This is a genomic window from Mixta gaviniae, assembly GCF_002953195.1.
GTDB lineage: Bacteria > Pseudomonadota > Gammaproteobacteria > Enterobacterales > Enterobacteriaceae > Mixta > Mixta gaviniae.
On sequence record NZ_CP026377.1, the window covers coordinates 310,050 to 324,508 of the forward strand.

Sequence of the window (14,459 nt, forward strand, 5' to 3'; positions counted from 1 at the left end):
AAAAACAAAATGCAGCGAATTGATAAAAAAGACAAAGCGATGTAAAAAACGGACAAATAAACCTAAAGCACGGCGTTAATCAATGACGTTGTCAGTCAGGAGCAATAATGCGCCTGTTTATTAAGTGCATTAACACAAGATTAAAATAGCGGCGTTGTCGCCGTGCGATAACGCGGTGCCGATCAATAGCATGGCTGTCACAGGTATGTAAAAAATATGAGCTGCGCTCAACGATAATTATTCCAGGTAAGGGCGATGAAGCGTATGAAAATCATTGTGTGTTCTGATAATTTCTTTTTTGCCCAGGGTGTAACTGCCTTGTTGCACTCTCTCGGACATGAAATATGGGATTTTTTCTATTATCCGGAAAAGCCGCTTCCTGACGATCCGCAGGCGGAATTCACGCTGATTATCGATACGAACGAAAGGAAACGTCTGCGTCAGCTGTTCGCCCGTCTTGACGGCAGGTTGCTGCGCATCTTCTTTATTACCGACGAAATCTTGCATAAAAATGCGCTGAGCCGCGCTTTCCAGGGCGTTATCCCGCGTAAATCAAGCGCTCAGGCATTGGTGGCGGCGCTGCATCAGGAGCGGGCCGGGGCGCAGCCGCTGGAAGTGCTGCTGACCATTCAACAGCGCAAAGTGCTGCAGTACCTGATTCGGGGCATTACCCCAGGTATGGTTGCGCGACTGATGAATATTTCGGTGAAAACCGTCTCCGCTCACAAACGTAAGGTGTTGATGAACTTTGGCCTGAGGAAAATGAACGCGCGTTCGTTTAACTGCCTTGCCGATTTTATCTACAAGTCTCTGCTGATCTCTGAACATAACCGACCAAAAAAAAGTAACTGCTTTACGCCGCCGGCGTGGCGTGTTTACCGCGCGGGCTAACCGTTGGCGCGGCGACGAACGCAGGGCAAGTTTTGCCGCCGCCGGATTTTAATCGATTAAACATATCGTTAAGTTTTCTAACAAAGGCGGTGCGCGGCCCCTGCTTTTTGCACCGCCTCTTTTTTTAGCCCCGGTTCTCCCGCTTCCCTTGTCTGGTGCCGTGCCAGCGCCTGTTCCTCGGCTTTTTCCTGCTGCTGCTATCGCCGTGAAAGTGCGTCTTTCGTACTGATTCGCTTGCGTAATTCTCAAGAGATACTAACTTTTAAACTATAAATTCCCTGGTGTTGGCGCAGATGCGCACCCCGCTTGATGCGGGTTTTTTTTAAGCCGCCCTTATCAGGAGATGCCCATCTCATTTATCCCCAACATGGAGAATGGCAATGAAAGCATTGACTTATCATGGCCCTCATCGTGTCAAAGTTGATAATGTCCCCGATCCTGGCCTGGAAGCGCCGGATGATATCATCCTGCGCGTTACCGCTACCGCTATCTGCGGTTCCGACCTACACCTGTATCGCGGCAAAATTCCCGGCACGTCCCATGGGGATATCTTCGGCCATGAATTTATGGGCGAAGTCGTGGAGGCGGGATCGGCGGTGACGGCGGTGCAGAAAGGCGACCGCGTAGTAGTGCCGTTTGTTATCGCCTGCGGTGACTGCTTTTTCTGCCGTCTGCAGGAGTTCGCCGCCTGCGAGACCACCAACCCCGGTCGTGGCGCGATCCTGAATAAGAAACAGATCACCTCTCCGGCGGCGCTGTTCGGTTTCAGCGCGCTGTATGGCGGCGTGCCGGGCGGACAGGCGGAATATGTGCGCGTGCCGAAGGCGAATACCGGGCCGTTTAAGGTGCCGCAGGTGCTGTCTGACGATAAAGTGCTGTTCCTGTCTGATATTTTGCCTACCGCCTGGCAGGCGGTGAAAAACGCTCAGGTGACCAAAGGCAGCAGCCTGGCGATTTTCGGCGCCGGGCCGGTGGGGCTGCTTTCCGCCGCCTGCGCGCGCATGCTCGGTGCGGAAACGATCTTTATGGTTGATCACCATCCCTACCGCCTCGCTTTTGCACAGGAGCGCTACGGCGTGATCCCCATCAACTTTGATGAAAATGACGATCCGGCCGCGTTTATCATTGAACATACTCCGAACCATCGCGGCGTCGATGCCGTTATCGACGCGGTCGGCTTTGAGGCGAAAGGCAGCATGACCGAAACGGTGATGACTAACCTGAAGCTGGAAGGCAGTAGCGGCAAAGCGCTGCGTCAGTGCATCGCCGCGGTGCGCCGCGCGGGTATCGTCAGCGTGCCGGGCGTCTATGCGGGCTTTATCCACGGCTTTCTGTTTGGCGACGCCTTTGATAAAGGGCTGACCTTTAAGATGGGCCAGACGCATGTGCAGGCTTACCTGCCGGAGCTGCTGAACCTGATTGAGCAGGGGCTGATCAAGCCGGAAGAGATTGTGACGCACCACATGCCGCTGGAGCGGGCGGAAGAGGCGTATAAGATCTTTGAAAAACGCGAGGAAGAGTGTCGCAAGGTGATTCTGGTGCCAGGGCTGACCGAAACGCTGCGCCACGTATAAGCGGTCATGACGCGATCAACGGGTTTCAGGCATGCGCCGAAACCCGTTTTTTATTGCTCAGGCTTTTTCCTCCAGCAGGGCTTTCAGACGGGTCAGGGTGAAGAGCGCCGCCTGGTTGATGACCGATTCACTGTCGCCGCTGAAATGTTTTCTCTCCGCTTTTATCGTGCCATCGGGCAGACCCCAGCCAAACCAAATGGTGCCCGCAGGGGTGCCGTCCGGGCCGTCGTCAGGCCCGGCGTAGCCGGTAACCGACAGGCTGACCGATTCGCCGGACTGCGCTTTTGCCCCGGCGGCCATCTCGCGCGCCGTCGCCTGGCTGACGGCGGTATATTTCTCCAGCGTACGCTGATCGACCTTAAGCAAACGCATCTTGGCATCATTGGTATAGGTGACGAAGCCGCTACTGAAATAGTCCGCGCTGCTGCCGGCGGAACACATCGCCATGCTCACCAGTCCGCCGGTGCAGGATTCCGCCGTCGCCAGCTTCACGCCGGCGTCAGTAAGCCGTTCCCCTAATTCTGACGCCGCCTGGCGTAATTGTTCATTCATTATGGTTCTCCTTGCTCGGTTGAATCCTTTAAGTGTAGAAGAGCCGCCCCAGGCTGGCCGACAGAAATGAGGCGCCGCGCCGCGTCAGATACCGCTTTTGCTCAGGCCGTGCCGTTTAAAAAAACCGAAGCGCCTGCATCCTGCCTGAAGTTCTTAATCTCCGGCCACCGCCGTGGCGCGTTCATCTCGATCCGTTAATAAATCGCCAATCTTCAGATTTAATGTGCAGACCGTTGCTATTTTCCTGTTAACGGCCGCTTATCGACGCCAGCCAATAAGGATGCGCCCCCTGTGCGTGGATGAACCGGCGACAGTCTCTTTTTACTGCGACAGGGAGTTTTTGTGATGGGAAATTGCAACGCCAGCAGGCCGCTGTTCTACCGTTTTACGCCGCGCAATCACGCTATCCAGCGCACGCGCTTCTTAACCGGCGCCTTATCCTTTCCGCTGCTCGTGTTTATCGCCGCCAGCGAGGCGGCGGACTACGGCGCGCTGACCGTGGAGAAGGGGGCGGTGCTGCAGCTGGCGCCCGGCGATAGCGTGACGGTGACGGGCACAGAGAAGAACCTGTGCGCCATCTGTAACGACAGCGGCGCCAGCGACAGCGTACTGACGTTCGGCGATAACGTCTCGGTGTATGCGGACGGGCCGCTGGCCGGCGGCATTACGCTGAAAGGAAGCCGCACGCGTTTGCAGGCGAACCGGCTGGCGGTAACGGTTAATGGACGCTATGGCATTGAAGTGGAAGGCCGCGATGCGGCGCTGGATTTAGGCCATGGCAGCCGGATTGAATTAACCGGCAATTCGCTGGCGGCCAACGCGATCTATTTAAGCAACGGCGCAACGCTGGAGGCGGATGCGCTATCGATCGCCACGCATCGCTTAGCGACCGGCTTATATATTACCGATGCGGGCACCCGTATGGATATTGGCGACGGCAGCCAGATTCAGACCCACGATAAGCAGGCCACCGGCATCTATATTTTTGGCCGACAATATAGCGCGCTGAACACGCCCGCCAGCCTGAAAGCGAACCAGCTGACCATTGAAACCGCCGGAGAGATCGCCTACGGCATCAATATTCAGCCCAATTCGCAGGTCGACCTGGGCCGGCAGAGCCTTATACGCACCGGGGGCGAGGGGCGATCGGCGTCTGGGCGCTGGGGACGCTGACGGCGGAGGCGCTGCAGATCCGCACCAGCGGCGGCAGCCTCGCTAATGCACTGCGGGTAAACGAGCAGGGGGTGGCGACTCTCGGCGCTGGCAGCAGCCTCTATACGGAAAAAAGCGGCGCGCTGGTCGCCAGCGGCAACGGCGCCACAGTGTACTTCAACGGCAGCCCGACGCAGCGCAACCTCATTGTTTCCGGCGGCACCTTTGGCGCATCGGCGCAGTCCGTGGGCGCCAACGTCAACCTCGCCTGGACCGATATCGATGTCACCAGCAATCGCGACGTCACTGCCGGCCTGTGGGCGATGGATGGCGGCACGATAGCGGGCGATAATCTTGCCATCGTCGGCAATCCCGCGACGCTGGGCGCGTACGCCACCACCGGCAGCCAGATTACCCTGACCGGGCAGACGCGAATTCATATGGCATCGCCGCTGGAGATGGCGCTGGGCACGCAGCACAACGCCGGCTTCGACGCCAGCAGCATTACGCTCAGCGGACAGGCGGATATTATCGGCAGCGTACGGGCGGCGGGCGGGATCATCACCCTGGCGATGTCGCCCGGCTCGCAGTTGACCGGCGCCGCCTTCAGCGATGGCGCTAACGGCGGCGCGCTACAGATGACGATCAACCAGAGCCGCTGGAATATGGTCGCCGATTCGACGGTGGATACGCTGACGCTCAACCAGAGTACCGTCGATTTTAGCGGCGAGGCCGTCGGGGCACGGCTGAAGGTAGGCAACCTGGCGGGCAGCGGCACCTTTGCGCTGAAGACAGATATCGCCGCGTTGAAAAGCGACCGGCTGGTGGTCACCGGCAGCAGCGCAGGCGATCACTACCTGCGCGTGCGCAATCAGGGCGATATGCGCACCAGCGGCCAGGAGGTGCTGACGCTGGTGGAGACCGCGGACGGCCAGGCGCATTTCGCCTTAGCGCCGGAGAGTGCGCGGGTAGAGCTGGGCGGCTACCTGTATGACCTGCGTCAGGCGGGCGGTGACTGGCAGCTGTACGCCGCCGGCGCAGCCGAGGATCCGGTGGGCGCTGACCCCGAGCCGACGCCGAATCCGACGCCGAATCCAACCCCAACCCCGACGCCAACCCCAACCCCGACGCCAATTCCGACGCCGAACCCAACCCCGACGCCAGAAACGGAACCGGAAGCGGAGCGCGAGCCTGTGCTGCCGGAAGCGGAGCCGACGCCCGCGCCGGAAGCGAAACCCTTGCCGCCGTCGTTGCCGGCGAATCCGCCCGCCAGGCCCGATATTTCCAGCGCGGCCAATGCGGGCGCGAATTTCCTGAATATCAGCTACCTGATGGACTATGTCGAAATGCAGTCGCTGCTCCAGCGCTTTGGCGATCTGCGTGAAAAAGGGCCGCTGGGCGATGGCTGGATCCGGGGCCTCGGCGGGCGCATTGATGATTTCGGCAGCGGCAAGCTGAGCGGCTTCAGCCTGCGCTACTCCGGCATGCAGTTTGGCGTCGACAAAGCGGTCGGGCCGACGGTACTGGGCGCCTTTATGGGGGTGACCCACGGCAATGCCCATTACGGCAGCGACCAGGGTAGCGGCGACCAGCGCTCCAGCCATGCCGGCTTTTACCTTAGCGCGCTGGCGGATAACGGTCTGTGGCTGGACGGCGTGGCGAAATATGCGCGCCGGAAGAATGGCTTCAACGTGCGCGATTCGCAGGGGCAGGCGGTCAGCGGTGACGGTGCGGCAAACAGCTACAGCCTGTCGCTGGAAAGCGGCAAGCGCGTCGCGCTGACGCAAACGGAGCCGGGCATTTATCTGGAGCCGCAGCTGCAGGCCGTCTGGAGCCACCAACAGGGCAACAGGCTGCGCGCCTCTAACGGGCTGCGCGTCGATCTCGACGGCTACGATTCTCTGCTGGGCCGTGCCAGCGCGCTGCTGGGCTACAGCCTGCGGCAGGAGGCGCTGCAGCTTAATCTCTATCTGAAAAGCGGCGTGGTACGCGAATTTAAAGGCAAAACCGGCTATCGGCTCAACGGCGCGCCGGAGCGTCATAGCTTCCGCGGCAACGGGTGGAATAATGGCCTTGGCGTTAGCGCGCAGGTTGCCGATCGGCACGTTCTCTATCTGGAAGGGGACAGCACCAGCGGAAGCCAGTTCGATCAGCGGCAGTTCAGTGCGGGCTATCGCTTTACCTTTTAGCGCGCGTCTTTACCTGCTTTTACCTGACATTGCTCCCGGAGCCGCCTGATTACGCTTATATTTTTGCCGTACGGCGTATTAAGGGTTTCCTGCCGCATCAGGCGGCTCACTGAAAACAGGAGCAGATTAATGAACAAGCTTACCGTGCTGGCCGGCGCGCTGGCGCTGATGCTGGCGGCGGGAAATGCGTCGGCCGCCGCTTACGGCGAGCAGCTGGAGGGCTTTCCCATGCCTTATCCGCTGCAGCATTTCACCTTTTCCTCTCAGCAGCAGTCGCTCAGCATGGGCTATATGGATGTAAAGCCGACCGGAAAGGCCAACGGTCGTGTGGCGGTGCTGATGCACGGCAAAAACTTTTGCGGTGCCACCTGGGAAAGTACCATCCGCGCGCTGAGTCAGCAGGGATACCGGGTGATCGCGCCCGATCAGGTGGGCTTCTGCACCTCCACCAAACCCGACAGTTATCAATACAGCTTCCAGCAGCTGGCCAGCAATACTCATCAGCTGCTGCAAAGCCTGGGGGTGGAAAAAGCGATCGTTATCGGCCACTCCACCGGCGGCATGCTGGCGACGCGCTATGCGCTGATGTACCCGCAGCAGACGGAAAAGCTGGTGATGGTTAACCCGATCGGCCTGGAGGACTGGAAAGCGAAAGGCGCGCCCTGGCGTTCGGTGGATGCGTGGTATCAGCGCGAGCTGAAGCTGTCGGCGGAAGGGATCAAAAAATATGAGCAGCAGACCTACTACGCGGGCAACTGGAAACCGGAATATGATAAGTGGGTGGATATGCTGGCCGGGCTGAACAGCGGGCCGGGACATAAAAAAGTCGCCTGGAACTCCGCGCTGATCTACGACATGATCTACAGTCAGCCGGTTTACTACGAATTGCCGGATCTGCGTGTTCCGACCACGCTGTTTATCGGCACCGCCGACACCACCGCGATCGGCAGCGATATCGCGCCGCCGGAGGTGAAAGCGCAGCTGGGCCACTACGCAGTGCTGGGGAAAGAGGCGGCGAAACGCATTCCTCACGCCCGTCTGGTGGAATTTGGCGGTATGGGACACGCGCCACAAATGGAAGCGCCGGAGATGTTTAACCGGGCGCTGATAGAGGATTTAGAGCCTAAGTAATTCACGTTGCAGGCAGGCGGCAAAAGAGCCCATCGCCGGCCGCTTACCGGCGTCAGTGACGCGAGTGAGCGGGTGCAGCCAACCAACCTGCGGCCTGGAATATGACGGGTATAGCGATGCTGGAATGATAAAAGCGCAAACCTTTTTTGATGGTCACAACGATCTGCTGCTGCGCCTGTGGGTAAACCATGCGGATAACCCGGCGCAGGCTTTTTTCGCCGGGCTTGAGCGCGGGCATCTCGATTTCCCGCGCATGCGCCAGGGCGGCTTCGCCGGCGGGCTGTTCGCCGTTTTCGTGCCGCCAGCCGCCTGGCTGGCGGGCGAACGCAAACAGGATCTGGCCAGCGTACAGGCGCAGCACGACGCGCTGGCGATCGCCGAGGCGCAGATAGCGATTTTGCAGCAGCTGGCGGATGCCTCACAGGGGCGGGCGCGGCTGTGCCGCACGGCGGCGGAGATTGAGCTATGTCTGCAACAGGATGTCCTGGCGCTGGTGATGCATCTCGAAGGCGCCGAGATGCTCGACCCGGAATTAGCGCTGCTGGAGAGGTTTTATCAGCTGGGTCTGCGCAGCATTGGGCCATTCTGGAACCTGCCGAACCGTTTCGGCGTCGGGGTCAACGGCGGCTTTCCCGGCTCGCCCGATACCGGCGACGGCATGACGGAGGCGGGTAAAGCGCTGATCCGCGCCTGCAACCGTAAACGGCTGCTGGTGGATGTTTCGCACATGAATGCGAAGGCGTTCTGGCAAACGGCGGCAATCAGCGATGCGCCACTGGTGGCGACGCATTCCAACGCGCACGCGCTCTGCGCGCAGCCGCGCAACCTGACCGACGCGCAGCTGGCGGCGATCGCTGACAGCGACGGTTTTGTTGGCGTTAACTTCGGCAACGCCTTTTTACGTGCCGATGGGCAGCGTAACGCCGACACGCCGTTGCGTGAAATTGTTAAACATCTGTGCTGGCTAATCGATAAAGTGGGGGAGGATCGGGTCGGTTTTGGGTCCGATTTTGACGGTATCAGCGTGCCGGAAAGCCTCGGCGACGTTAGCGGAATGCCAAAGCTTTTCAACGCATTAAGCGATGCCGGTATCGGAGAGGAACTCCAGCAAAAGCTGGCCTGGCGCAACTGGCTGCGGGTGCTGAAGCGCACATGGGGTCAATAGAAAAGTTGCGATCCAGGTCACATTGGAGCAACATCTGCGCTGCCAAATTTTCATATTTGACAAGTTGCGGGTTGCCTGCCGCAATTAATGGTGACAACCCCGTCATTTTAACACCGTGAGGAGAAGCCTAATGTCTGCATGGATCAAACCTGCATTTGAAGATTTACGTCTGGGTCTGGAAGTCACTCTGTACATTTCCAACCGTTAATCCCTGTGCCCGCGCCTGTCGCGGGCCTGTTTTCTCTCCTTTCCCGGTTATCACATGCAGATCAAAGTTCTTGGCTCCGCGGCTGGCGGAGGGTTCCCGCAATGGAACTGCAACTGTCACAACTGCCAGGGCGTGCGTAACGGCACGATGAAAACCTCGCGGCGTACGCAATCCTCTATCGCCATTAGCGACAACGGCAAAGATTGGGTGCTGTGCAACGTCTCCCCCGATATTTGCCATCAGCTACTGGCATCGCCTGAATTGAATAACCCCGACGTGCTGCGCGGCACCGGCATCGGCGCCATTATCCTGACCGACAGCCAGATCGATCACAGCGCGGGTTTACTCAATTTACGTGAAGGCTGTCCCCATCAGGTCTGGTGTACCGAAGAGGTGCATCAGGATCTGACCACCGGCTTCCCGGTGTTTACCATGCTTTCCCACTGGAATGGCGGGCTGGTGCATCACCCGATCGTGCCGGAAAGCCCTTTTACCGTCAGCGTCTGCCAGAGCCTGCGCTTTACCGCCATTCCGCTGCTGAGCAACGCGCCGCCCTATTCACAGTACCGCAACCGTCCGCTGCCGGGCCACAACGTGGCGCTGTTCGTCGAGGATGGCCGCAGCGGCAAAAGCCTGCTTTACGCGCCGGGGCTGGGCGAGCCGGACGCGGCGCTGATGCCGTGGCTGCAAAAAGCGGACTGTTTGCTGATTGACGGCACGCTGTGGCGCGACAATGAGCTGGCGGCGACCGGCGTCGGGCGCAATACCGGCAAAGATATGGGCCACCTTGCGCTCTCGGAAGAGCACGGACTGGCCGCGCTGCTGGCGTCATTGCCGGCGGAACGCAAAATTTTGATTCATATTAACAACACCAATCCCATCCTGGATGAAGAGTCCGCCGAGCGCCAGAGCCTGACGCAGCAGGGCATCGAAGTGAGCTGGGATGGCATGTTGATCGAGGTATAACCATGACGCAGGCACAGCCGCTCTCGCCGCAGGCCTTTGAACAGGCGCTGCGCGCAAAAGGCGCTTACTACCATATTCATCACCCGTACCATATCGCCATGCACAACGGCAAGGCGACGCGCGAGCAGATCCAGGGCTGGGTGGCAAACCGCTTTTACTACCAGACCAATATTCCGCTGAAGGATGCGGCGATCATGGCCAACTGCCCGCATCCGGAGGTGCGCCGCAAATGGATCCAGCGCATGCTCGATCATGACGGCTACGGCGGCAGCGAAGGCGGCATCGAAGCCTGGCTGCGGCTGGGCGAGGCGGTCGGCCTGAAACGTGAAGTGGTAGAATCGGAAGCGCTGGTGCTGCCCGGCGTGCGTTTCGCCGTTGATGCCTATGTCAACTTCGCCCGCCGCGCCAACTGGCAGGAAGCGGCCTGCAGCTCGCTGACCGAACTGTTCGCGCCGCAGATCCATCAGGCACGCCTCGACAGCTGGCCGCAGCATTACCCCTGGATCGAAGCGGAAGGCTACGACTATTTCCGCAGCCGCCTGGGCCAGGCGAACCGCGACGTGGAACATGGCCTGCAGCTGGCGCTGACGTATTGCGACACGGTTGAGAAACAGCAGCGTATGCTGGAAATCCTGCAGTTCAAGCTGGATATCCTGTGGAGCATGCTGGACGCCATGACCATGGCGTATGAACTGAAACGCCCGCCTTACCATACGGTAACGGCGGACCTCGCCTGGCATAAAACGAGACTGGTGTAATGGACATTAACGCTTCACAGACGCCGCTGTTCCGCCGCGGCTTTCGCCTGCAGTGGGAAGAGGCGCAAAACTGCCACGTCATCCTCTATCCTGAGGGCATGGCGCGGCTGAACGGCAGCGCCGCCGAAATTCTGCTGCTGGTGGACGGCAAGCGTACGCTGGGTGAGATCGTCGCCGAGCTGAACGCCCGTTTCCCCGGCGTGCCCGATCTGGGCGCCGACGTTACCGATTTTTTTGGCAAAGCCTATGAACAGAAGTGGATCATCTTCCGTGACTGAACGGAAACCCGGCGTTAATCCGCCGCTCTGGCTGCTGGCGGAGTTAACCTATCGCTGTCCGCTGCAGTGCCCTTACTGCTCCAACCCGCTCGATTTCGCGCAGCAGGAGAAAGAGCTGACCACGGAGCAGTGGATTGAGGTCTTTCGTCAGGCGCGCGCCATGGGCAGCGTGCAGATCGGCTTTTCCGGCGGCGAGCCGCTGGTGCGCAAAGATCTGCCTGAGCTGATCGCCGCCGCGCGCGGCCTCGGTTTTTATACCAACCTGATCACCTCCGGTATCGGGCTGACCGAGAAAAAGCTGCAGACCTTCGCTGACGCCGGGCTGGATCATATTCAGATCAGCTTCCAGGCGAGTGACGAGACGCTGAACGCCGCGCTGGCCGGTTCGGAAAAAGCGTTCCGGCAGAAGCTGGAGATGGCGCGGGCGGTAAAGGCGCACGGCTATCCGATGGTGCTGAATTTCGTGCTGCATCGCCACAACATCGATCAGATCGACCGCATTATCGAACTCTGCATTGAGCTGGAGGCGGACGACGTCGAGCTGGCGACCTGCCAGTTCTACGGCTGGGCGCAGCTGAACCGCGAAGGGCTGCTGCCAACGCGCGATCAAATCGCGCGCGCGGAAGCAGTGGTGAAGCAGTATCGCGAGCGCATGAAGGCGGACGGTAGCCTGACCAACCTGCTGTTCGTCACGCCTGATTACTATGAAGAGCGCCCGAAAGGCTGCATGGGCGGCTGGGGGGCAATTTTCCTCAGCGTGACGCCGGAAGGCACCGCGTTGCCATGCCACAGCGCGCGCCAGCTACCGGTGCAGTTCCCGTCGGTGCTGGAGCAGAGTCTGGAGCATATCTGGTACGACTCTTTCGGCTTCAACCGCTATCGCGGCTTTGACTGGATGCCGGAGCCGTGCCGCTCTTGCGATGAGAAAGAGAAAGATTTCGGCGGCTGCCGCTGTCAGGCCTTTATGCTGACCGGCAACGCTGACAATGCCGATCCGGTCTGCGCTAAATCACCGCACCACGATAAAATTCTCGCGGCGCGCGAACAGGCGAACTGCACGCAGATGCAGATCGGGCAGCTGCAGTTCCGTAACCGCGTTAACTCTCAGCTGATCTTCAAGGCGAACGCATAATGACGCAGGCGGCCTCGTTACGGCTGGATAATGGCCTGACGGTGCTGTTGCGGCACGATCCGCAGGCGACAGAGGCCGCCGCGCTGATCCAGGTCGCCAGCGGCAGCGACGACGAGCCCGCACGCTGGCCCGGGCTGGCGCACCTGCTGGAGCATATGCTGTTTACCGGCAGCCGCGCGTTTGACGGCGCGCAGCGGCTGATGAGCTGGGTTCCGGCGCAGGGCGGCCGCCTTAACGCCACCACGCACGCCGATCGCACCGCTTTTTTCTTCAGCCTGGCGCCCGCCGGTCTGGAGCCGGGGCTGGCGCGGCTGAGCGATATGCTGACACATCCGCTGTTGGCGCCTGAGGCGCTAAGGCAGGAGACGGCGGTGATCGACGCCGAATATCGCCTGCTGCGCGCGGATGCGCAGACCCTCGGCGATGTCGCGCAACGCAGCCTGTTCAGCGGCCCACCGGCCATGCACCGTTTTCACGTCGGCGATGGCGCATGCTTTGGTACTGACCTCCCGGCGCTGCGCCAGGCGCTATGTACCTTCCATCAACAGCACTATCATGCCGCGGCGATGACGCTCTGGCTGCTGGGACCGCAGCCGCTGGACGCGCTGGCGCAGCTGGCCCGGCGCTACGGCGCGCAGCTGCCGGCGGCGCGAGCGCGGCTGTCGCTGGAGTCGGCCCGCCTGCGCGCGCTGGGCGACGCAACGGTGCGTATCGCTGGCGCGACGCAGCTGCGATTAACCTTCGGTCTTAACGACTGGCGCGAGCCAGACGCGAACGCCTGCGCGCTGCTGCAGCAACTGCTGAGCGATGAGGCAGAGGGCGGCCTGCTGGCGCAGCTGCGCGCGCAGGCGAGCTGTGACGGCATCAGCCTGCAGATGGGCTGGCGCGGCGGCGGCGCGGCCCTGCTCGCCGTCTGCGTTGAGACCGCCGATGCCTCGCCTGAACGGGCGGCGCAGCTGGAGGCGGCGCTGCGGCAGTGGCTGGCCCGTATCGCAGAACTGACGGACCCGCAGCTGACGCACTACGCCGCGCTGGCATGCCAGCGTTTCGCCGGTAAAAGCGCGCTCGACCGGCTGCGCGACGAGGCGTTCGGCTTTACGCCGTCGCCGCAAACGGAGACCGCCCCGTGGCGCGACTTTCTGGCGCGGCTGCAGGCTGCTGAAATGAGCCGCCTGTGGCTGGATGAGAAGGCTGAAGGCGATAAGCAGACCTCGGCGGGGTTCGATTTTATCGCCGCTCCCTTTACGCCCGCGCCGTACAACGCGCCGCCGTTGCGCTTTAGTTTCTGGCCCTTTGCACCGCTCTGCGCGCCGGAGAGGCTGCCTGCGGCGTCAGCGCCGCTCTGTTATCTTCCCGCCGCCGCGCCGGCGGTATTAACCCTGCGCCCGCGCCTGGAAAAACCGATTCACGATGCGCTGGGATATGCCCTGCAGGCTTCTCTGCGCGCGCTGGCGGCGCGCCTGGCGCACCAGGGCGCGACGCTGCGCGTCGAGCGGGTACAGGGGATCTGGCAGCTGCAGTTGAGTGGCGAAGCGCCGTTGATGCGCGCGGCATTGACGGCGATCGCCGCACGGCTGCGCGCATTTCCCGCCGCTGCGCAGGGCGAACACGCCTGGCAGCGGGAGCTGCAGCAGGCACGCGGCGAGATCCCGGTGCGTCGGCTGCTTAATCAACTGCCGCGCTGGCTCATGGCGGACGCGGTGGTAAAGGCGTTACCTCACTGTGAATGGCAGGCGGGGCTGACGGGCGGCGACGCCGCGCTGTGCGAGGATCTGGCGCGGCTGCTGAGCGAGATGCCGGGGCGGGTAGTCCCCGCGACGCGCTGGCTGCTGCATCAGCCTGTCGCCGGCGCGCATCATCCACTGAGCCAGCCGCAGGGCGATACCGCACTGCTGCTGTTCTGCCCGCTGACGCAGCCCGATACCGAAGCGCAGCTGGCGTGGCGGCTGCTGGCGTTGATCTGCCAGCCGCTCTTTTTCCAGCGGCTGCGCGTGGAACGGCAGGTAGGCTATGTGGCGAGCTGCAGCTTTCATCACACCGCCGACCGGGAAGGTATATTGCTGGCGCTGCAGTCGCCGCAGCTTAGCGGCGACGCGCTGTACCAGCATGTTCAGCGCTTTCTCTGTGAGGTGGCGGAGGATATTGCCCGGCTGACGCCGGAGGAGCTGGCGGAGAAACGGGCGCGGCTGTGGCAGCAGCTGCAGCCAGACGGTGACGCGCTGACGCGCGCGCGCCAGACGCTAACGTTCTCCAGCCTGTTATCGCCGGCGGCGCAGGCGACGCTGCAGCGGCTGGACGCCGCCGCGCTGCTGCGCTGGCATCGCGTGCTGTGCGACGTGACACACTGGCAGCGCTGCACCCTTGAGGCCGCGGGCTAAAACCCGCTCGCCGCGCCGACATATCCGTCAGGCATCTGCATCAGGCTGGCTTTTACGCCGCCGCCAGGCGGGGCTGAGAGCGACG

General features: G+C 61.2%; 13 protein-coding genes. 12 read left to right on the top strand and 1 reads right to left on the bottom strand.

Going from position 1 to position 14,459, the window contains the following annotated elements:
- Window positions 1–318: 318 nt before the first annotated feature.
- Entirely contained in the window at window positions 319–891 is a 573-nt protein-coding gene (locus C2E15_RS01330) for a helix-turn-helix transcriptional regulator (protein ID WP_245912337.1), read from the top strand.
- A gap of 380 nt (window positions 892–1,271) precedes the next feature.
- Window positions 1,272–2,465, top strand: coding sequence for a zinc-dependent alcohol dehydrogenase (locus C2E15_RS01335; RefSeq protein ID WP_104955811.1), 1,194 nt, complete (start codon window positions 1,272–1,274; stop codon window positions 2,463–2,465).
- 57 nt (window positions 2,466–2,522) lie between these two features.
- Here C2E15_RS01335 and C2E15_RS01340 read toward each other — a convergent pair whose 3' ends face one another.
- Window positions 2,523–3,017, bottom strand: a complete 495-nt coding sequence (locus C2E15_RS01340) for a CinA family protein (RefSeq protein ID WP_104955812.1) — start codon at window positions 3,015–3,017, stop codon at window positions 2,523–2,525.
- Between the two features lie 342 nt (window positions 3,018–3,359).
- On the opposite strand from C2E15_RS01340, the gene C2E15_RS01345 reads away from it, so the two are divergent.
- The 10 genes from C2E15_RS01345 (at window position 3,360) to pqqF (ending at window position 14,374) form a co-directional block, all read left to right on the top strand.
- Window positions 3,360–4,190 carry a hypothetical protein gene (locus tag C2E15_RS01345; protein ID WP_146108519.1) on the top strand — a complete coding sequence of 277 codons (831 nt, stop codon included), beginning with the start codon at window positions 3,360–3,362 and terminating at the stop codon, window positions 4,188–4,190.
- A 71-nt stretch (window positions 4,191–4,261) separates the two neighbouring features.
- Complete coding sequence (locus tag C2E15_RS01350; RefSeq protein WP_104955814.1) at window positions 4,262–6,358, top strand: autotransporter outer membrane beta-barrel domain-containing protein; 2,097 nt, start codon at window positions 4,262–4,264, stop codon at window positions 6,356–6,358.
- A gap of 129 nt (window positions 6,359–6,487) precedes the next feature.
- Window positions 6,488–7,489: an alpha/beta fold hydrolase gene (locus C2E15_RS01355; protein WP_104955815.1), complete on the top strand. Its 1,002-nt coding sequence runs from the start codon at window positions 6,488–6,490 to the stop codon at window positions 7,487–7,489.
- A gap of 124 nt (window positions 7,490–7,613) precedes the next feature.
- Window positions 7,614–8,654 carry a dipeptidase gene (locus tag C2E15_RS01360; protein ID WP_104955816.1) on the top strand — a complete coding sequence of 347 codons (1,041 nt, stop codon included), beginning with the start codon at window positions 7,614–7,616 and terminating at the stop codon, window positions 8,652–8,654.
- Between the two features lie 130 nt (window positions 8,655–8,784).
- On the top strand, window positions 8,785–8,862 hold the full coding sequence (gene pqqA, locus C2E15_RS01365; RefSeq protein ID WP_071883753.1) for a pyrroloquinoline quinone precursor peptide PqqA: 78 nt from the start codon (window positions 8,785–8,787) through the stop codon (window positions 8,860–8,862).
- A gap of 54 nt (window positions 8,863–8,916) precedes the next feature.
- Window positions 8,917–9,828, top strand: coding sequence for a pyrroloquinoline quinone biosynthesis protein PqqB (pqqB, locus tag C2E15_RS01370; protein WP_104955817.1), 912 nt, complete (start codon window positions 8,917–8,919; stop codon window positions 9,826–9,828).
- 2 nt (window positions 9,829–9,830) lie between these two features.
- Complete coding sequence (gene pqqC, locus C2E15_RS01375; RefSeq protein ID WP_104955818.1) at window positions 9,831–10,586, top strand: pyrroloquinoline-quinone synthase PqqC; 756 nt, start codon at window positions 9,831–9,833, stop codon at window positions 10,584–10,586.
- Window positions 10,586–10,864: a pyrroloquinoline quinone biosynthesis peptide chaperone PqqD gene (pqqD, locus tag C2E15_RS01380; protein WP_104955819.1), complete on the top strand. Its 279-nt coding sequence runs from the start codon at window positions 10,586–10,588 to the stop codon at window positions 10,862–10,864. Before pqqC ends, pqqD begins: the two co-directional genes overlap by 1 nt.
- Window positions 10,833–11,996: a pyrroloquinoline quinone biosynthesis protein PqqE gene (gene pqqE / locus C2E15_RS01385; RefSeq protein ID WP_104955820.1), complete on the top strand. Its 1,164-nt coding sequence runs from the start codon at window positions 10,833–10,835 to the stop codon at window positions 11,994–11,996. The genes pqqD and pqqE overlap by 32 nt, the downstream gene beginning before the upstream one ends.
- Complete coding sequence (gene pqqF, locus C2E15_RS01390; protein WP_104955821.1) at window positions 11,996–14,374, top strand: pyrroloquinoline quinone biosynthesis protein PqqF; 2,379 nt, start codon at window positions 11,996–11,998, stop codon at window positions 14,372–14,374. Before pqqE ends, pqqF begins: the two co-directional genes overlap by 1 nt.
- Window positions 14,375–14,459 lie beyond the last annotated feature (85 nt).

What these genes read in the sequence shown, in the direction of transcription:
- C2E15_RS01335 (WP_104955811.1), top strand. Translation starts at nt 1,272, where the DNA reads ATGAAAGCATTGACTTATCATGGCCCTCATCGTGTCAAAGTTGATAAT.
- C2E15_RS01340 (WP_104955812.1), bottom strand. Translation starts at nt 3,017, where the DNA reads ATGAATGAACAATTACGCCAGGCGGCGTCAGAATTAGGGGAACGGCTT.
- C2E15_RS01355 (WP_104955815.1), top strand. Translation starts at nt 6,488, where the DNA reads ATGAACAAGCTTACCGTGCTGGCCGGCGCGCTGGCGCTGATGCTGGCG.
- C2E15_RS01360 (WP_104955816.1), top strand. Translation starts at nt 7,614, where the DNA reads ATGATAAAAGCGCAAACCTTTTTTGATGGTCACAACGATCTGCTGCTG.
- pqqA (WP_071883753.1), top strand. Translation starts at nt 8,785, where the DNA reads ATGTCTGCATGGATCAAACCTGCATTTGAAGATTTACGTCTGGGTCTG.
- pqqB (WP_104955817.1), top strand. Translation starts at nt 8,917, where the DNA reads ATGCAGATCAAAGTTCTTGGCTCCGCGGCTGGCGGAGGGTTCCCGCAA.
- pqqC (WP_104955818.1), top strand. Translation starts at nt 9,831, where the DNA reads ATGACGCAGGCACAGCCGCTCTCGCCGCAGGCCTTTGAACAGGCGCTG.
- pqqD (WP_104955819.1), top strand. Translation starts at nt 10,586, where the DNA reads ATGGACATTAACGCTTCACAGACGCCGCTGTTCCGCCGCGGCTTTCGC.
- pqqE (WP_104955820.1), top strand. Translation starts at nt 10,833, where the DNA reads ATGAACAGAAGTGGATCATCTTCCGTGACTGAACGGAAACCCGGCGTT.
- pqqF (WP_104955821.1), top strand. Translation starts at nt 11,996, where the DNA reads ATGACGCAGGCGGCCTCGTTACGGCTGGATAATGGCCTGACGGTGCTG.